Origin of the sequence: Bernardetia aquimarina (assembly GCF_042180575.1) — a bacterium.
In the GTDB taxonomy this organism is placed as follows: domain Bacteria; phylum Bacteroidota; class Bacteroidia; order Cytophagales; family Bernardetiaceae; genus Bernardetia.
Map to the genome: position 1 here is coordinate 1,340,322 of NZ_CP170094.1, position 19,517 is coordinate 1,359,838.

Genomic DNA, 19,517 nt, shown 5'->3' on the forward strand with positions numbered 1-19,517 from the left:
ATAAACGCAAAAGCTCCAAACTTAATGATTTAAACCTATAAGGTTTCTGAAAACCTTATAGGTTTGGAAATATCCTACTGCGCCAAATTAAATCTAACCTGCACACCAAAGGCAGTATTATAACGAGGAAACGAATTACTCAAACGTGGTTTATTAATTGCCCTATCAAAATAAGCTGTCAAGTTTACACGCTTATTGACCATGTAGGCAAGCGTTGGTTTGAACTGTAAATTGAAGTTTCCACCTGTAAAATCGCTGTCTTGTGTTCCATCAGTATCTATTTTGCGCTGAATCACTTTTGTATCTCTAAGTGTAACAGCACAACGGAACGTCAAATCATTTTTTAAGATCACATCCGTAAATGGAATTTTTACGCCTTTTCTGACAAAACCAACATCAAAAACAAAGTCATTATTTCGCTGTTCGGCAAGCTGTGAGTTAGACAGATTTAAAGAAAGTGTACGGTCTTTATTGAAATTGAAACGGAAAGTAATATCATTATTAGTACGGATATTAATTCCGATAAGTGGGCTAAAACGCTCTGTAATACTGACTTGATTTACCACAAAAACAGGTAATAAATCGCCAGTTTCTGGGTCGACAAGGTCAGCCAAAGGAACATTGTATTCTGTTATTCCTAAGTTTAGATAAGAGAAATCATACAAAAGCGAAGACGTATAACTACCAACTGCATACGTAGATTGATAACCGTGAGTAATGCTAATAGAACGGAAACGGTCTTTGAAAACTTCTAAATTAGTAAGACCATTGTAGGTCAGTCGCCAATTTGGTAATGGAATACGTGGAAATTCAGAGGTCGTACTTCTACCTGAATAAGCAGACAAAAATGCAGGAATCAAAACATCTTGCGAACCCAAATCATAACTTCCTGCTTGATTTTCAGCATCCAAACTAGCTTTTACAGTTGCTCGGTTAGCAATAAAATCATCAAACAAAGGAGAGTTTCCAAACTCATCATCGCCAGTAAAGGCTGTCGACAAACTAAAATATGAAATATTGTAATTACCTGTTCTTACAGCAGTTTCTGAAAGATAATCATCTGTAAAAGGGTCATAACGCAGCACTTCTGAATAGTTTGCGCCTTGTGTTCGTTGTCCTTCTATCTGCAACTGAAAATCCTTCAATGGTTCTATATCTAGTCGTAAACTTAACGTTTTGGCTTGATCTTGAACAATCGGATTTGTCTGTGATGCCGACCTTGATAAATAACCATTATTTGCCATATCCAAAATATTATCTCGGCTTTGGCTTCCCAAAACAAACGGCACTCCAGGAGCTGCAAAGTTTTGGTCTAGTCCTAAATAAGTCGGTGTTGTCAGAAGATTTGGAAGCATTGTATTTCCATTGACAGAATAATTAAAGGTAATTCGTTTGACAGATAAAAGTGCTTTTACTGCACCTTCACCAACTCCACCACCAGAAGAACCTCCTTTTTTACCTTTCTGATTTGCTATTTCTGCTTTTAGTTTTTCTTCAATGCGTTGCTGTTTTTTATTTATCCTCGCAACTTTTCTATCATACTTTTCATTGATTTTTTCTTGTTTTGAAGAATCTAATTGAGCAACTAAAATAGTATCTATCAAAACAGAATCGACAAGTCTATCTAATTTGATATTTCGAACTTTATTTTTTCGTTCTTTTTTATCTCTAAATTTCTTAATTCTATATTCCAAACGCTTTTGTTTTGGCGATTCGGTAGGACGAGAAGTAGCATTATTTTGATTATCCCTACCTTTTCGTTTTGGTGCAGTTACTTCTCTCAAATACGGACTTTTATTATACAATTTCTGCATATCAATTTGTCCATTTATCAAAAACTGACTGCTACTTCTTGCCATATTACCAAGCGTATCAGCAACTCCAACGGCATTTGCTGTCCACGTATAATTGGAAGAACGACGAATATCTGCATTCAAGAAATCAATAGCTGGGAATTTATCCAAAGGAACACGATAATTTAATGTTGTGGCTTGTGAAAAGAACTTCATTCTACCCAAAGATTGAATATTTGACCAAACCGAATCTCGTTTTTCTTGTGTGTTGAGTTCTCCTGCTGGCTCGTCAATAATTGCTGAAGCCGTAGCATTATAATCAGCTAACAAACTTTTGGTAAAATTCCATTGAACGGTATAATTTCTATCAAAGAAAAATGATTTTTGAAAGAATGGCAAAACTCCATCTGTGTTGAGTTGGGCATTTCGATATTGTGTTTTGGCAAAACGACGGTTTACTTGTCCTGCAACTGTAATATTATTGGGTAGATAATTGAAATTAAAATCCCTAATAAATTTGAGATAAGGCGCATTCAATAATTCATTTTTCTTAAATGGCTCAAACGGTTTTACATCAAAACCATAATTATACACCAAACCAACTTTAGTTTCTCGTAGCTCATCAGTAGCCAAACGAATATTCGAACGCTTCGAATCGGTATAAGAAACCGAAGCAGCAAAGTTTTCAATGTCCCAAAAATCCTCTTTTGCATCTGGATTTACTCGCTGTTTTCGGATATTGGTTAGGTTTATACTTCGCCTTGTGAGTCTATCCTGCACCAACTTTCTATAATCACTCCGTGCTGCATCATTATCAAAAGAAGTTTCTAGTGAACGTTCTAATCGAATATCTGGGTCAAGAGGATTGAAAAGTGGTGTTATTCGTGTCTGTTCGTAACCTACAAATAAAGGAAGTGAAATCCCCAAACGATTCAAAAATATTTTATCTAATTGAGTAGCAGCAGAAACATCATAAAATAAATTTGTTTCTCTAGAACGATCAGAAATTCGGTCTTGAATTCCTCCAAAAAATGGCGTACTGTATCGTAAAGCTGCATTTACGGTAGCAAAATCAGCAAGTTGGGTTTGTAATTGTAGGTTTGTCGCCCAGCCACCTTCTTTATTGAAGTCAGTTACTCGGAGTTCATTTGCCCAAACACAAACCGATTTTGGCTGTTCGTCCTCTGTTTTTGGGTTTCGAATTCCTATCATAATTGTCTGAACACTACTAAGGTCTGGATTTCCAACTACTCGTAATTTATACTTTTCAAAAATTCGTTCATACGGAACTCTTACGCTCAGTCCACTTGCATTTCGTTCTGTTTTGGTATCATAAAGAGCATCAAAAGGCAAATCGATTTCATTTTCTTGTAACCAAATTTGATTTGGAAGCGAAGAACCTGCTGCCGACATTGTCAGAGGAACTTCAATTTCATAGTAATTTTCTTTAAAATCTGTTCCCAAACGTAAAAAAGCCGTTACATCTCCATTTTGTGCTGTTGCACTATTTGCGTGCAAAAACATTTTCAAACGCTTATAAAACACAAAATCAAAAATAATATTTTTATAGGCTGCACGACTATCTCCATCTTGTAAATCTTCTACACAAAGTTGTATAGATTGTTCATTTAGACGAGCTTGAGTAATAGAAGTTGGGTCAGTATCACGCTGAAAATTCGGTGGAACGGCATACGAGATTCCTTGAGAATTAGGACTTGCATCACTTCCATTTTCTTCAATATTAACAGTAGAAATAATAAAACTAGGGTCATAAGGTTCAACAGGACGAGCCAAACCTTCATCTTGCAACGAAGCAAAATAAGGTCTCCATTGCGCTCCCACAAACTGAAAATGTGCCATACGCATAACCACAGGCTGTTCCCAATCTGTCATAAACAAACGAATAAAACGAATAGACTTAAAGCCATCAATACTTCCAATTTTATCATCAAATTCACGAATCGGAATACGGAATTGATACCAATTTACTCTATCACCATTGCGTTCAACAGTTACTTTATCAACTACATATTTATTACTTTCCAACTGATTTGGTCTTAAATCCAATTCGTATTGATAATATCCATCCAAATCTGAAAGTGTATTATCTCGGTTCAAATCTTCATTATCAGGCAATGTTGTTGAAGAAGCTGTTCCCGAGTTTTCAGGTGAGTTTCCTTCTGTTCCATTGAAATCAAAATAACGTCCTAAGATTTTTCGATTTGCATCATCTTGGTCTCCCCCTAAATAATATCTAAAGTTATCTTTTGAAGGGTCTGCTTGAAGTCTTTGAAAAGCTGCTGCACTCAAACGTGGCTGAACGGCTGCTAAATAATCTCTATAAAAAAAACGTTCGTCTTCATCGCTAAGTCCATCAAGTCCTACATCTTGCTTTGCTCTTGCTCCCTCTTCTGCTGAAAAAGCATCTGTCAAAAATTGTTGTGTCGTTACTCGTCCCCAATCGGTTTCTTCTACATCATTCAAATCTGCATCATTGACTGGCAAGCCATTTTCAAAACCATGTCTTCTATCAGGAATTACATCTTCTGAAATATTTCCTAAGTTAATATAAAACTTTCCTCCTGTGGTATTCGAAACTCCTGCACCATCTGGCGTTTCTACACGTCCATTTTGACTTTGAATGAATGGATCCATTAGCCAAAATTCAATATACTGAACATTGATATTATCAAAATCTACATTATACGTAATTCCTTTTGTAATCGCTGCAAAATTTTCTTTTGGATTGCGAAGTGTTCCATCTACATTTAACTCTGGATTGTAATTATATTGTCCTGGATAAGATGGATAATAGGCTAAATCAAATGTAATTTCTGGTGGATTGATTTGTTGATTATCACGCTGTTGAAAAATTTCATTAAACTCTACTTGACGAACATAATGATTTTGTTTGTCTTGGTCTGTAATATTATCAGGAACTTGATCGACAAGTCCACTTGTAAAAAATGCTGTTACATCAACTGTATGCCACGAAAGTTTAGCTCTTTTATACGCATAATTCAATGAATCAAAGCCATTTTCTGGACGGAAAAGTTGAGGTGTACTTCCCAATTTCCACGTTACAGGTTGGCGAGTAAGGTCATACGGAATTTCACTGCTTTCAAAATCATCTACATAAGAAGCTGCTTCTCCTCCGTTTCTTTTGATTACATTATTCTCTCCTGGAATTAGCTGTGCATATTCTCCTCTAAAAGTAATCGTTGATTTTTCTTTTGTGTCTAGTCCTGGGATTGCATCGACCATTCTTGTCAAAAATCCTGATTCTTTCTGAATACTTGCTGTTGCTCCTATCATCGTATTTCTGACTGGCTCAAGTCCTGTCGTAACACGAGTAATAATTGGTCGTTCATTCAAATGTAAAAGTGTTGCTGAAAATTTCACATCTTTATTCAAAATATATTCAGCATCTAATCCCATGATATTACGCTGTTGAACGCTAAACAAATCAGCTCTTTCATATTGAATTGTAATGTCTTTTCCAGAAGCCAAAACACCTTCATTCAATATTCTTACTCTACCGAATTGATAATCAACCGTATAATCTGCACCTTCAGAAAGCATTACCGAACCTGCACGCACCATAACTGAACCTTCAGAAATATTAATCCCTGGTAAAACTACTTCATTTCCTCCTGCACTTTGATACGAACCTTTCAAGAAATATTTACTTTTATTGGCATACAAAACAGCATCGGCTTGAGTTCCATCGTAGAGTTCTTGAAAGACATATTTATCAATAAACTGGACTTCATCGACTGGGTCAAAATAAGTAAGAAGTTTATCTCCAAACGGCTCAACAACTGGAAAAATAATCCGTGCTTGGTCAGACTGAACCGTAATATTTTCTAAATAATCAAAATTTCCATCTACTTGTGGGTCAAGGTTTGGATTCAATCTATCCATATTGGTAAGCTGAACGAGTGGAATATCTTCTGTATTTCTTCCTTCATGCAAACTTGGATTATCAATTCCTGTAATATCATCACGATAAATAACTTGTAACTTAAAATTTTCTTGACGTAACTGTGTTGCTTGAAGAGAATAAATATTTTTCATCATCAAATCCCACAAAGGCAAATCGGTACGAATTGTTGGAGGACTTAATAATTTCATAAAAATAGCTGAATTTGCATCTCTATTTTGATAATCTTCTGTCAACTCTCCTACTTTGAAAACTTCTCCATTGTACGTATATTCATAAGCAACAGCCAAAATTTCGTCATTTCTAAGTGGTTGTTGTAATGAGATATAACCGAGTTGAGGATGAAATGTAAATTCATTATTACTTAATTTTCTTGCCGAGCGAAGAAAAGAATAATCTGTTCCATTTTCAAGATTAAATGCACCACTTTCTAAAAGTTGTGTCAGTTGGTCAGGTGTTCTAGTCAAATCTTTTACTTGCTGATACAAATTATTTGCTCCATTTCTTGCTGCTCCTCCCTGTCCTGCAAAACGTTCTCTAAATGGTGAACCCTCTCCCAAATCCATAAAACCAATAATATTTCGAAGCGTTTCGGTATCGTTATTTCTGTTAGTAACATACACCTCTACACGAGTAATATTGACTCCTGAAACTATACTTGGAACAGCACGAAGAGCCTCTTCATAATTATCTCTAAAAAATTGTCCTAAGAAAAAGTGTTGATTGGCTTCATATTGGTCTGCACGGATTTCAAATTCTTGTCCTTGCGCTCCATTTCTAATCGTAATACTTTCAGAAACTCCTCGTTGATTTGCTACCAATGTATTCAACCAAAGTTTACCAAAACGAAGGCGAGTAGTAATACCCATTAGATTCTGACTTCCTGTAATGAGTGTATTTGTGGTATTCAAACTTACATTTCCAAACTGTACTTGCTGAACAATATCTTCCTCATAGCCTGTATAACCTTGATTAAATTTGTTTTCAAATTGAAAAGCAGCTTTTGTATCAAAATTGGCATTGAGTTGCATTTTTTCGCCTAGCTTTCCCAAAATTGAAAACTGAATACGTTGATCAAAATTAATTCCTCCATTGCGTTGCTGACGAACAGGAATTTGTGGATTATCAATTCGTTGCCACTTTCCACCAAAATCTAAAAGTACCGAACCAGTAGGCTGAATTTCAATTTTATCTCCTCCCAAAAGTCTTCCCAAACCAGACGGCAAAGCAACTTCAATTTTAGGAACTGAACTTGTCGTCGCTGCTTGTTCTTCACTTTCTTCTTGTATTTTTTCTTTGTAATAAGCAACATCATCATAATAGGTCTTCAACTTTGTATAATCTTCTACCGAAATTCTACCCAACGGAGTATAAGAATTCGGAGCATCACGACGCAAAACATCATAAAATTCTCCAGTTTCATCCAAACGATAAACAGCATCAAGACTTCTAGGGTCTGGAAGCTGCAAAAGTGGTGAAGACAAATCAGGCTCTAACATCGGATTTTGAGTTTCTCCTTCGGTAGAACTTGATTTTATTTGTTGGTCATAAAATAGAAGTGAATCTATATTATTTACTACAGTTGTATCTTGAGCAAAAGCAATATTTGCAATAGAAATACCACAAAAAACACATAACGTAGTGATACTAGGAATAAGAAAACGAAAATATATAGAATTTGCAGAAAGCAAATATAAACTATAAAACGAGTGGGCGAAATGGGTTCGCTGCATAAATATTTGTAGCTAAAAGAGTTATCGTATTTTTATCTTACTCTATTTCATTTTATAACTTGAAATAGAATTTCTATCAAAATTGTCTTTATATAATTTTCTTTTGTTAAAAACTTGATACATCAAATTTTTACTTGATTTAGAGTAACACAGAAAATTAAAGGCACTATAAATAATAAGCCAATTACAAAATTAGCATTTTAGAATTTAAAACAAACTAAATTCAAAATTCAGATTTTGTAGAATTAGATAACTTATTACTAAGAGTTTAAAAAGATTGACTAAAACAATTAAATAGAAAAGTAGATTTTTTTCATAGAGGAATTGACCAGCTTATATTTGCTTTTTGAAGTTATAATTTTTGACTAGATATATTATATAATTTTTATACTATATTTTCTTGCTTGAGTTATATAATTTGAGTTTTTATATGTTTATCAAAAATTTTAGAGGAAAGGGAATACAAATATTCTTAAAAAAACACAGATTTCAAAATGATTATAAGTAATTGTATCAATTTTAAGAGTTTACTAACCTTCTTTTTCCATTACAAAAAACTCTACTCGTCTGTTTTTGGTTTTATTTTAAAACTATAACTTCCAAAAAGAAAGATTATTTGATGTATTTTTGTCAAAAAATTAAACGAAATAAAATTAGAAAATGAACTTTATAAAAAATATAGCTTTTACAGTTTTGGGGTTGCTTATTTTTGTTTCTTGTTCGGATAATAAAGTAATGTTAGAAACGAAAATAATATCTTATGATGAAATTAAGCATGAAACATCTACATATTTAGGTGAGGAAGAAGGATGTGATAAGTACGAAGCAAGGTGGAGAATAGAGTTTCAAGGAGCGAGAGATTTCTTTTTCCCAGAAATAGATGATGAAGAATTTGAGTATTACTTTGAAACTACTTTTGAAAAAAGATGGATAAATGGAATTTCACAATGGATTCCTATAGCTACACAACATGAAAATCCTAGTTTGGGATTATCTATATTTGATATTTATCCAACTCATGACGCTTGTACATTTTGGATAGACTCTACTGAGGAAAATAGAGGTTATATAACATTTGAAATTGAATATGAATTATTATTTGTAGAAGAGGGAAATAGTCTTCATACTTCTTTTTATTCTAACTATGATATGATTGACTATTATCGTGATGAAAAAATCATAAATGGGTTTTATATTCCTCATTCTCGTTTAGAAAGATATGATTATAGTGAAATTGATTCTACTAATTATGTATCTATAACAAAAAAAATAAAATATAGAAATACAAAGAAAGGTTTAGAACAAATTAGTGACTCATCAAATTTTGAAAAGTCATTGCAAAAAATTGTAGAATTAGGGGATTTTCTACAAATAAAAGTCATTGAAAAAAAATACTCGAACCTATTTTTACCGATAGGAGATACTAGCAGAGCAGGAGATAAAAAACACTTAGGTAAATATAAACACTATGACAACTATATACTCTACAATTGTTATACACTTGCAGAACTTGATTCTGTACTTCAAGTAGAAAAAAATAATATAGAGTAAAAATTATTTGAAATTAACTGGTAACTGATTACTGTTCACTGCTAACTGATTCTTCCTCGTACATATAATCTTCTCTAATAAGCTCTGCAGGTTCTAAAAATGACTTATCCAATCTATCAAAATGATAAATCCCTAACGCATTTGGAACAAGTTCGGCAATATAAGAACGTCTAATTTGATGCGTTTGGAGATGAAAAATTTCTATAAATGGCACAGAACGAATCAATTTATTTTTGAGTTGATTGGTTAGAAACTCTCTTTCAATTTCATTTTTTTGTTTTAGATATTCTATAAAAAGAGAATCAAAACGAAGTTTTTTAATGGAAAATAAATCGTTTTTATCAACTTTATTAATAAAACTTATTTTGCTAGAATCATTTTGATTATTTGTTTGGGTTACTGTTTTAGTTTCTTCTTTCTCAAACTCTAAAAAACCTTCTTTCTCCACTAAAAAATTACTATAACTTTGTATATCAAAATACTTCCAAAACAGAAAACTCTCATCTGCAAAAGAAGCCTTAAAAGTGGTTGCAATTAAATCAGCCTTATTTTTATTAATATTATCTAGGTACAAAATCGAATTTATTCCTAGACTCTTCCATTGTTTTCGTGCTAGATTTACCCAAACTGTATCGTATTTTTCTGCAAAAACCTTTATAACATTCGTAGAATCAAAACCTATTTTTTGTAAAATATCTCTGCTTCTTTGTGGATGGAAATAATAACCATCTGCTTTATTCTGCGTATTTTTTGGTAGAATATTCGGAAAAATTCCCTCGTGAGCTGGCGAAGAGTAAGACGAAATCTTTTTAAATTCTTCTCTATAAATTCCCATATTCAAAGCCTGTCGAAAAGACTGAATTGTAAAAAAATTAGCATTTAATTCTACCTCAGAAGTATCTAAAATTTGAATCTCAAAACCTGCCGTTTGAAGAATAGGAAAAGAATCTAATCGAATAAACTTTGAAACAAACTCTTTACTTTGAATCTCAGAATTATTTGATTTACTATTATTTTGTATTTCTTTTTGGATAATAAAAGGCAAAACGTTTTGAGTTTGTTGTGTTGAAGGAAGCCAATCTAATTCATCATTTAAAACTTTGTAGGCAATATGTTCAAGGTTTTGATAAAAATAAACGTGTATTTCATCTAAAAGTGGAAGCGTATCTAATTTGATTGTCTTGTGAAAATAATTTTGATTTTTCTTCAACGTAATTTTACGATTATCTTCAAAATAATCAACATAAAAAGCCCCTGAACCAACAGGCGAAAATTTATCTCCCAAACGGCTTTTTTTAGTAGGAACAATCAAAGATTCAGTACAAGAAAACAACTGAATCAAAGGCGAAAAAGGAATTTGCAGATGTATTCTAAATTTTCTTTCATTGATTATTTCAAATGCCTTTTCATAATCTGTTCCTATTATTTCTTTAAAAATCTGTGTTTGAGTAGAGATTTCATTTTCATTATTTATATTCTTTTTTCCTTCACTTTTCGCCCAATTTGTTAAACTTTCTACTACATCTTTTGCTTCTAAAAACTCTTTTGAAGAAGTGCTATGAAGTTGAATATTCGGTTTCAAGACAAATTCCCACGTCAAGCTATCAATCTGCGTTGTAGAATCTGCCAAAGAAGGATAAAAATTTCCGTCATTTTCTAGTCTCCAAAGTCCATTAAAAATCTGATGGACAATTCTTCTCTCAGCTTCATTGGTTATAGAAAGTGGATGTAGAGTTTTGACAATTTCTAATTCATTATACCGAAATATTTTTTGATTGATTTGTTCTTGTTCCTTTTCAGTTTTACAGGAAAAAAGAAAAATAACGGAAATAATAGAAAGGAAAATGTAGAATAAAAATTTCATTTTAGCAGGTAGAGTTTTAGAGTGAGTTACAAAGTTATATAATTCCTCATACTACTAGACATTTTTCAGAAAAATACAAATAGGTCAGTCCCAAAGGGCAGACTGTTTACTGAAAACAGACTACAAACGGTCTGCTCTACGAGACTGATCTATATAGAAAATACTTCTCACTCTAAAGAGTAAGCTACATTCTGAATCAATCAATTTCTTCTATCAAATGCAAAAATTCACTCAACATCATTGCCGTTGCACCCCAAATAGAATCCTCATTTACAGAAAAATAAGGAACGTCTAAAACTATTTTATTTGGTAGAGTTACTTTTTTCTGCAAACGTAATTTTGGGTTTTGAAGAGACGAAAGAGGAGCTTCAATAATTCTATCGACTTCTTTTGGGTCACGGATAAAATCAGGTTTCGAATCCAAAAAACCAACAAAAGGAGTTACCATAGAATCACTCGGTGGAATATATAAATCCGACAAAGAACCCAAAATATTGATTTTTGGAACGATAACGCCTATTTCTTCTTGTGTTTCTCTAATGGCAGTCATCATCAAATTTTCGTCTTGTTCTTCTCTTCCTCCTCCTGGTAAGCCGATTTGTCCTCCGTGATTGTGCATTCCGTCATAAGGAGGACGCAAAACTAAAGGCATCTTCCAGTCAAATTTTTCGTTTCCATTTTCGTCTTGATACGGATAAAGCAACATCAAAACGGCTGCAACTCGTGTTTTTTTTCTTTCTTTGTATTGAAATGAAAATTCTTTTGTTCGTGCCGAAGATTCCATCAATCGCTGTGCTTTTTCAGCAGGACGAAGAGGAGAATCCAAACGGTTTTTGAGTTTTTGTATAAAATCGCTCATTCAGTTATCAGTTTTCAGTAAACAGTTTTTAGTTAATTTCTATTATAATTACAAAATACGACTAGCAGTTACCAGTAAGTAGTGAACAGTAACCAGTTAATTTCATTCTACAATAGAAAATACGCTTAATAGACTTATTTTGTTTAAAATTTAGAGTAGGCATTGTTGGTAATAATACCAAAAACGGCAAGTTTTAAATTAAATTTTGGCTTGAAGCCTTTAAAATACCTTTCAAATAATAATTATGTTTTCGTAATTGGCTTTGCCGAACTATTGGTTAGCTAAATTCGTAATTCGTAATTTTTAATTCGTAATTAATTTATGAAAAATCTAAAAGTTGGTTTAGTCCAACAAACATGCAGTACAAACAGAGAAGAAAACATCAAAAAAAGCCAAGAAGGCATCAGAGAATGTGCCAAAAAAGGAGCTAATCTAGTTGTCTTACAAGAGCTTCACAACAACATTTATTTTTGCCAAAGTGAAGATGTAAATTATTTTGACCTTGCCGAAACTATCCCGGGGTATACTTCAAATGCCATTGCCGAAACGGCAAAAGAATATGGTGTAGTTGTAGTTGCTTCTATTTTCGAAAGACGTGCAGCAGGAATTTATCACAACACAGCCGTAGTTTTGGAAAACGACGGAACAATAGCAGGAACATACCGAAAAATGCACATTCCAGACGACCCAGCCTATTATGAAAAATTCTATTTTACCCCAGGGGATTATGAAAAAAGAAGTGTGAGTGATGAAGGAGCAGGTTTTGAGCCTATCGATACTTCTGTCGGACGTTTGGGAGTTTTGGTGTGTTGGGATCAATGGTATCCAGAAGCGGCACGACTTATGGCTCTCGCTGGTGCAGAAGTTTTGATTTATCCGACGGCTATCGGTTGGGAAAAAGGCGATACACAAGACGAAAAAGACAGACAAAGAAATGCTTGGATTATTTCACAACGAGGACACGCAGTAGCCAACGGTTTGCCAGTAATTTCTGTTAATCGCACAGGTTTTGAAGAAGATTCGACAGGTGTAACTGACGGAATTACCTTTTGGGGAAATAGTTTTGTAACAGGTTCACAAGGTGAATTTTTATTTGAAGGAACGAAAGACAAAGAAGAAAATAATGTTGTAGAGATTGATATGAAACGAAGTGAAAATGTCCGTCGTATTTGGCCTTTTCTTAGAGATAGACGAATTGATGCGTATTCGGATTTACTGAAACGTTATCGTAGTTAAATCATGTTTGAACCGTCGGCGAGGCTCAAATGAAGCCGTCGCCGAGGTTTTCAATATTAGAAATTTATTATTCCTTCTTAAGTAGTTCAATTACCTCATCTATCTTTTCAATATCAGAAATTCTCACTATCTCTTCTTTCTCAGAAGCATTTTTAAACTTGAGAAATAATATATTTTTATGAGAAGAAACCTTGATGATTTTTTCTTTTGGAATGTAAAATTTGTATCCCATTTTAGAACTTACAGCTTGATAAAAGAAAAATAGAACAGCTATCACACTAATTACTCCACCAATTCTAATTTTTTGACTAGAAATAAAAGCAAAAACTCCACCCAAAGCAATTACCAAACAGACTCCTAAAATAGCAATAGCATTTCCATACCTCCTAAATAACTGATTACTCATTTTTTCAGAAAGCTCTTTGGTTTCAGACCAATTTCCTGTTTCAGTTAAATAAATATTTGTGTCATCAATATTGACATAACCCTTTGAGTACTTGAAATGTCTTTGCATAATTTTAATAAATAGTGAATTTATGAAGGTAAATTTAGATAAAAATCAAATTCCTTCACTACATTTGCATACTCTTTCTGCATAAATAAATAATTTATTTTTTCTTTTTATTTATCAGCCCTACAACTAATGAATTTTGATTTACTGCTCTCCAATCTTACCAACCCTACACTTTTATTTTTTGTGTTGGGTATTTTTGCTGTCAAAGTAAAAAGTGATTTAGAAATCCCTGCTGGCTCGGTCAAGTTTATTTCACTTTATCTTCTTTTCGCTATCGGTTTTAAAGGTGGACAAGAACTTTCGCATAGTACATTTGATTTAGAAATTTTATTTTCACTTCTGTTTGGAATTTTTCTTTCTGTAATTGTTCCTCTTTATACATTTTTTATCTTGAAGCGCAAACTTTCTGTTTTTGATGCTGGTGCGATTGCAGCTTCTTATGGTTCGGTAAGTGCCGTTACGTTTGTAGCTGCTGCCTCTTTTTTAGAACTTCAAAATCTCACTTTTGGTGGACACATGGTTGCTGTTATGGCTCTTATGGAAGCTCCTGCGATTGTTGTTGGTGTAGCTTTGATTATGCTTTACAATAAAAAAGAAGATAAAGCAAAAGGAAATGAAGAGGAAGAAATGGAAGAATCTGAATTTAAAATTATTCCTACTCACGATTTTCAGATTGATGATACTTACCATGCTACTCCAAAAAATATTTCCTCTGTTAGTAAAATGAAAAATATCATTATTCACTCTTTTACAAATGGTAGTGTTTTGATGGTTTTGGGAAGTTTGATTATCGGACTTATTGCAGACGAAAAACAAGCCGAAGGAATCAAGCCTTTTACAACTGATATTTTTAAAGGATTTTTAGCTATTTTTCTTTTAGCAATGGGAATTGAAAGTGGAAAAAAACTAAGTGCCTTTTTAAAGTCTGGTTGGTTTGCAGCACTTTTTGCGATTATTATTCCTATTTTTAATGGTTCTCTGACGGCTGTTTTGAGTGGATTTATTACAGATGATATTGCAAATCGTTTTATTTTTGCAATTTTGGCAGCGAGTGCTTCGTATATTGCTGTTCCTGCTGCGATGAAAATTGCTGTTCCACAAGCTAACTCTGGTCTTTTTATTCCGATGGCTTTAGCTGTAACATTTCCTTTCAATATTACTGTCGGAATGCCTATTTATTTTATGTTGATTCAGTAATTTTAAATATCAAAAAAATGGCTAGTGGTTTCATAGAAATTGATGAAAATAAAGAGTTTAGTGTAAGATGGACTGCCTATGATATGATTTTAAACCTTCTTATTAATGAGTTGAATCAAGAACAAGATGTAGATGCTAACATTGTTTCCAGCTTCCTTCAATCTTATACACCTCCACGAAATTTTGATGAGAGTTTAGAGATGGGTTGGGGATTTGTAACAGAAAATGACATAGTTGATCGTATTGTTCCTCTTTCAGAACTTAATGAGCAACAGAGAAAAATATTTTGGAAAACTGTTGAAACTATTTATTCCAAATTGCAAAAGAAAGGTAAGAGTTATTCTACATTACCTCACATGTTATTGAAGGAATTATTAGACCTACAATAGAAATCAAATATTGCCAAATATATAATTTTCATCAATTTTTATAAAAATAATGACCATAAAAGAATTGAATTTATTTGGAGGAATATATTACGGAAATACATATTTAAATCTAACTATTCCCTTAGAAGAGCAGCAAGAATGCTTAACTGAAGATATTTGTCAAATAGAATATAAAGAAAAAAATAGTCTAATTGATATAGGATGGTATCCAGAATATGCAGAAATAACTAAAGATTCTCATTTTAAGATTTACATTATCCAAAATTCGGATTGGGATAATCCGATAGCAGTGTATTCTTGCTATGATATTTCTAAGCTAAAAGAAACTATAAAATTCGCAATCACAGAATTACAAAATTTACCTTCAAAATGATTCCTAGCTTATTTTTATACAAAAAAATAGAAGACAAGTATTTATTTTATGTCCTTGAACTCTCTACTTTAGATGGTCTAAAATTATTACCTCAAGAGTTAGAAAGCGATATTACAGATTTTGGTGCAACAGAATATAAGCAATTCGGTTGGGCTACTCAAAACGATATTCCAAAATTATCAACTGTCAAAGATGTAGTTAGGTTTTTAGAAAATGAACAAGAATTAGGTTTGATTAATTTTGAAGTAATAATCAAAAATTATGGAAAATTATCTTCTCATGATGATGGAGAATGTCATTTTGAATTGGATTCTAAATTAGAATTAATTTCAATTTTCAAAAAAATTCTTCCCTTTCCACATCAAAATAAACTATTGGCTCACTTACTAAAATATCAAAATCAGTATTTGAAAGTAGATGAAATAGGAAATATTATCCACTATCCGACTTTTGATGATTATTTAAAAGCACGAAGAAATGAGTATTAAAAGACTAAATGTACAAGAACAAAATGCTATTACTAAAGATAATATTCTTTCAGAAGCAAAATATTGGAGAGAAAATGGAATACCTTTAGCACTTCATAAAATTTTGCTAGAAAAAGAAATTAATCCAAAAACCACTCTATTTTTAGATTATGAGCAAGATTTTCACGGAATGAATACAGATGAGGGAATTATCGTAACTGCTGAAAAGAAATTTATATCGTTTTCAATGGATTTGAATAAAGATAAAACAGAATTAATGTTTTTAGAAGTGGGAAGATATCACAGAGAAATATGAAATTTCAGAATATAAAAAAGGAATTAAAAAAACGTATGGTTTCTTAGCTTTGGAAGTTTTAGAAGAGTTGAATGCGTTGTAAACCAAAAAAACACTATTATTTCTCCTTCTTTTTTTTTAGTTTTGATTATCTGTTCTCAAAGTTTACCAAATAGAATATTTTTTAACGTATTTTTGAGAAAAATTGATTTTTGTCTGTATCAAAACCTATGAAACGTATTCTTATTTCATTATCTGATTCTGAAAAAGAACAAAAGGAAGAAAAATTATTGCAATGGCTCAAAGAGGAAGAAATCCGAATTGAAGCCCTAGATAGTTATGTTCAGACAGAAGTAAATGAACAGTTGAGAAAAAAAGAAAACGAGACAAAAGACATACTACGAAACGAAGTAAAAGAAGAAATACGAGAAGAAGTAGAACAAAAATTAAAATCAGAAATCACATCAGAAACAGAAGAAAAAGTCAAAAAGACAAGCAAAAAAATGCGTTTGGTGGCTGTTGTTTCTTTGGGTGTAATTCTCATTTTGGGAGGACTTGCATTTTTTCAAATGTTAGAAACAGACAGACAAAGAGAGCTTTTAAAAGAATCTCAACAAGAATCTAAATTACATCGTCAAGTCGTTCAGCAACTTCAAGATTCGATTATTGCTCGTGAAATGCGACATAAAGCAGTTATCAGCAAACAGGATACAGTGATTAGTGATTAGTGATTAGTGATTAGTGATTAGTGATTAGTGAAAAATTGCATTTCTATACTCATTGTTTTGAATTTGTTATCATTAAATAAATTCGTAATTAGCTATGCTGATTATTTCATAATTCGTAATTCATCTATGCTTATTTATTTAATTGGAATGCCAGCTTCAGGCAAATCTACCTTTGGAAGACTTCTCGCAGAAAAACTAAACTATAACTTCTTAGATTTAGATGCTTTAATTGAAGAAGATAACAATTCTACCATTCCACAAATTTTTGAACAAAAAGGAGAAGATTTTTTTAGAAAAGAAGAACAGAAAGCACTTCAGCTTACCTTTAATTTAGAAAAAACTATCATCGCAACAGGTGGAGGAACGCCTTGTTTTTTTGATAATTTGGAAAAAATGAAAGAAAACGGAATTGTTTGTTTTCTGAATATCAAAATAAATGTTTTAGCACAAAGAACCTTTGAAGCCCAGCAAAAACAAAACGATAATCGTCCACTTTTTAAAGATGCTACTTCTTATGAAATGCTTTATGAAATGATTGAGAAAAAATGGACAGAAAGAAAGAAATATTATGAGCAAGCTCATTTTGAAGTAGAAAACAATAATGTAGAAATGTTTTTGAAGAAATTAGAAACGTATTAAAAAATGAAGTTAAGTAGTTAGACAAAATTATTAAATATTTTTTTTATCTTTGTTTTATGAGAGGAAAAAAACGTTTTATTAGTTTGAGTATAGAGGAAGTATCTTCCTTAGAGCAAGGTTGGAAAGAAGGTAAATCATCAACTTTCCGTACTCGTTGTCATTACATTCTTTTAAGCCATCAAGGAAAAAAGGTTAGTGAGATAATGGATTTTTATCAAGTTACTCGCCAATTAGTTATTCGTTGGTTTAATCGGTATGAAAAAGAGGGCATAGCAGGATTAGAGACGAGTAAAGGACAAGGTCGTCGCCCTATTCTTCGTATAGATAATGAAGAAGAAATGAATAAAGTAGAATCTCTAGTTGAAGCCAGTCCTCAAAGTTTGAAAGTAGTTGTTTCTCAATTGGAAGAGGAATTGGGTAAATCTATGTCAGTCAAGACTTTAAAAAGGTTGCTTAAAAAAAAAATGGTGTTGGAAACGCTTCAGAAAAGTAACTGTTAAGAAACCTGACCCTGTTGTATATGAAGAAAAAAAACGTAGTTTAGAATTTCTCATTCTTTTATTTTTAGCAGGCTGTATAGATTTGCGTTTTTGTGATGAGTCTTCCTTCAATTTAGAACCCAATGTTCCTTATGGTTGGTGTAGAATAGGAGAACAAGTAGGCATTAAAAGTAGTAAGGGAGGTAATTTAAATGTATTTGGATTGCTTAACTTGCGTGGAGAACTAAGCAGTTTTGTAAGCACCCAAAACATTAATTCTAAAGTTATCATTGATTGTATAGATCAGTTTGTAGAAACAATTGAAAAAACGACTGTTCTAGTGTTAGATAATGGACCTTGGCATATTTCTAAAGAAATAGAAGAGAAAATAGAGGAATGGGAAGAGAAAGGAGTACTTATTTTCTACTTACCTTCTTACAGTCCACATTTGAATCCCATAGAAACACTATGGAGAAAAATCAAAATAGAGTGGTTAAGACCTCAAGATTTCACGAGTAAAGAAGACTTACATCAAGCTGTAAAAAATATTCTAAAAAAATACAATAGTAAAAAGTATAAAATTGATTTTACTATATATAAAGGAAAATTGTTACGATAATTATGTCTAACTACTTATGTTAAAAATAATGACTTATAATATCTTGAATGACAACCCTAAATTTTCATCTAACTCTCCTAAAAAATGGTCAAATCGAAAAGGTAATATCATTAAACTCATCAAAAAACATCGTCCTGATTTGTTGGCAATACAAGAAGCAAAAATAAACCAAATCGAAGATATTAAAAATGATTTAAACTATTTAGAATATTACGGCAAGAGTGCATCTAAAAATGAAGATTTTGGAGAACAAACAGGTATTTTTTTTAATAAAGAACGCTTTGAATTATTAGATAAAAACACGTTTTGGCTATCCGAAACACCTCATATTTACTCTAAAAGTTGGGGTTCATCGCATCACAGAATATGTAGTTACGTTAAACTAAGAGATACAAAAAACAACAAAATAACCTTACACTTCAACACACACCTAGACCACAAAAGCGAACTGGCACGTAGCGAAGGAATTACTCTTATTTTACAAAAAATTAGGCAACTCAAAAACGATGATGATGTCGTAATACTGACAGGAGATTTTAACTCTATACCAAACTCTGCTGTTTACAATATTATCGCTAAACAAAGTGATTTGAAAGATACATTTGAAAATCCGTTAAATGTAAAAAATAAAATTAATTATAGCTTTGTTGGAATACACAAAAAATATACTTTTCAGAAGATGTTATTACGACTTTTCTATTCTAAATATCTGCACCATCGGCTAGACTATATTTTTGTATCTAATAAGTGTAAAATCACTAGCCTTCTGATAGATAATACTTCTACAAATGGTCATTATCCTTCAGATCATTTACCAATTGTAACAAAGATAGAGTAG

The 19,517-nt window shown here is 32.3% G+C and carries 15 protein-coding genes and 1 pseudogene; 12 read left to right on the top strand and 4 right to left on the bottom strand.

All coding sequences use genetic code 11. The features are described from left to right. Window positions 1–74 precede the first annotated feature (74 nt). A complete protein-coding gene (sprA, locus tag ACE193_RS05600; protein ID WP_375562022.1) occupies window positions 75–7,469 on the bottom strand; it encodes a cell surface protein SprA in 7,395 nt (2,464 codons plus the stop codon). Window positions 7,470–8,129: 660 nt separating this feature from the next. On the opposite strand from sprA, the gene ACE193_RS05605 reads away from it, so the two are divergent. Continuing rightward, a complete protein-coding gene (locus tag ACE193_RS05605; protein ID WP_375562023.1) occupies window positions 8,130–9,020 on the top strand; it encodes a hypothetical protein in 891 nt (296 codons plus the stop codon). 28 nt (window positions 9,021–9,048) lie between these two features. Here ACE193_RS05605 and ACE193_RS05610 read toward each other — a convergent pair whose 3' ends face one another. After that, window positions 9,049–10,884: an ABC transporter substrate-binding protein gene (locus ACE193_RS05610; RefSeq protein WP_375562024.1), complete on the bottom strand. Its 1,836-nt coding sequence runs from the start codon at window positions 10,882–10,884 to the stop codon at window positions 9,049–9,051. Window positions 10,885–11,080: 196 nt separating this feature from the next. Beyond that, complete coding sequence (locus tag ACE193_RS05615) at window positions 11,081–11,743, bottom strand: NUDIX hydrolase (RefSeq protein WP_375562025.1); 663 nt, start codon at window positions 11,741–11,743, stop codon at window positions 11,081–11,083. Window positions 11,744–12,064: 321 nt separating this feature from the next. On the opposite strand from ACE193_RS05615, the gene ACE193_RS05620 reads away from it, so the two are divergent. Next, the gene (locus ACE193_RS05620) at window positions 12,065–12,979 is read left to right on the top strand and encodes a carbon-nitrogen hydrolase (RefSeq protein ID WP_375562026.1); all 915 of its coding nucleotides are present in this window, start codon (window positions 12,065–12,067) and stop codon (window positions 12,977–12,979) included. A 67-nt stretch (window positions 12,980–13,046) separates the two neighbouring features. Here ACE193_RS05620 and ACE193_RS05625 read toward each other — a convergent pair whose 3' ends face one another. Beyond that, window positions 13,047–13,493 carry a hypothetical protein gene (locus ACE193_RS05625; protein ID WP_375562027.1) on the bottom strand — a complete coding sequence of 149 codons (447 nt, stop codon included), beginning with the start codon at window positions 13,491–13,493 and terminating at the stop codon, window positions 13,047–13,049. 129 nt (window positions 13,494–13,622) lie between these two features. On the opposite strand from ACE193_RS05625, the gene ACE193_RS05630 reads away from it, so the two are divergent. The 10 genes and pseudogenes from ACE193_RS05630 to ACE193_RS05675 all read left to right on the top strand — a co-directional run bounded on the left by ACE193_RS05630 (window position 13,623) and on the right by ACE193_RS05675 (window position 19,517). Next, window positions 13,623–14,690 carry a sodium-dependent bicarbonate transport family permease gene (locus ACE193_RS05630; protein WP_375562028.1) on the top strand — a complete coding sequence of 356 codons (1,068 nt, stop codon included), beginning with the start codon at window positions 13,623–13,625 and terminating at the stop codon, window positions 14,688–14,690. 17 nt (window positions 14,691–14,707) lie between these two features. Continuing rightward, window positions 14,708–15,079 (top strand): hypothetical protein, encoded by a 372-nt coding sequence (locus ACE193_RS05635; protein WP_375562029.1) that lies wholly within the window; start codon window positions 14,708–14,710, stop codon window positions 15,077–15,079. Window positions 15,080–15,128: 49 nt separating this feature from the next. After that, the gene (locus ACE193_RS05640; protein WP_375562030.1) at window positions 15,129–15,452 is read left to right on the top strand and encodes a hypothetical protein; all 324 of its coding nucleotides are present in this window, start codon (window positions 15,129–15,131) and stop codon (window positions 15,450–15,452) included. Beyond that, window positions 15,449–15,940 carry a hypothetical protein gene (locus ACE193_RS05645; RefSeq protein WP_375562031.1) on the top strand — a complete coding sequence of 164 codons (492 nt, stop codon included), beginning with the start codon at window positions 15,449–15,451 and terminating at the stop codon, window positions 15,938–15,940. The genes ACE193_RS05640 and ACE193_RS05645 overlap by 4 nt, the downstream gene beginning before the upstream one ends. After that, window positions 15,930–16,235 (top strand): hypothetical protein, encoded by a 306-nt coding sequence (locus tag ACE193_RS05650; protein WP_375562032.1) that lies wholly within the window; start codon window positions 15,930–15,932, stop codon window positions 16,233–16,235. The genes ACE193_RS05645 and ACE193_RS05650 overlap by 11 nt, the downstream gene beginning before the upstream one ends. 209 nt (window positions 16,236–16,444) lie before the next feature. Then, on the top strand, window positions 16,445–16,942 hold the full coding sequence (locus ACE193_RS05655) for a hypothetical protein (RefSeq protein WP_375562033.1): 498 nt from the start codon (window positions 16,445–16,447) through the stop codon (window positions 16,940–16,942). 126 nt (window positions 16,943–17,068) lie between these two features. Then, window positions 17,069–17,581, top strand: coding sequence for a shikimate kinase (locus tag ACE193_RS05660; RefSeq protein WP_375562034.1), 513 nt, complete (start codon window positions 17,069–17,071; stop codon window positions 17,579–17,581). Between the two features lie 56 nt (window positions 17,582–17,637). Beyond that, window positions 17,638–18,081 carry a helix-turn-helix domain-containing protein gene (locus ACE193_RS05665; RefSeq protein WP_375558679.1) on the top strand — a complete coding sequence of 148 codons (444 nt, stop codon included), beginning with the start codon at window positions 17,638–17,640 and terminating at the stop codon, window positions 18,079–18,081. A gap of 31 nt (window positions 18,082–18,112) precedes the next feature. Next, window positions 18,113–18,679 (top strand): annotated as a pseudogene (locus ACE193_RS05670) (IS630 family transposase); the annotation flags it as partial. Between the two features lie 28 nt (window positions 18,680–18,707). Further along, entirely contained in the window at window positions 18,708–19,517 is an 810-nt protein-coding gene (locus ACE193_RS05675) for an endonuclease/exonuclease/phosphatase family protein (RefSeq protein ID WP_375562035.1), read from the top strand.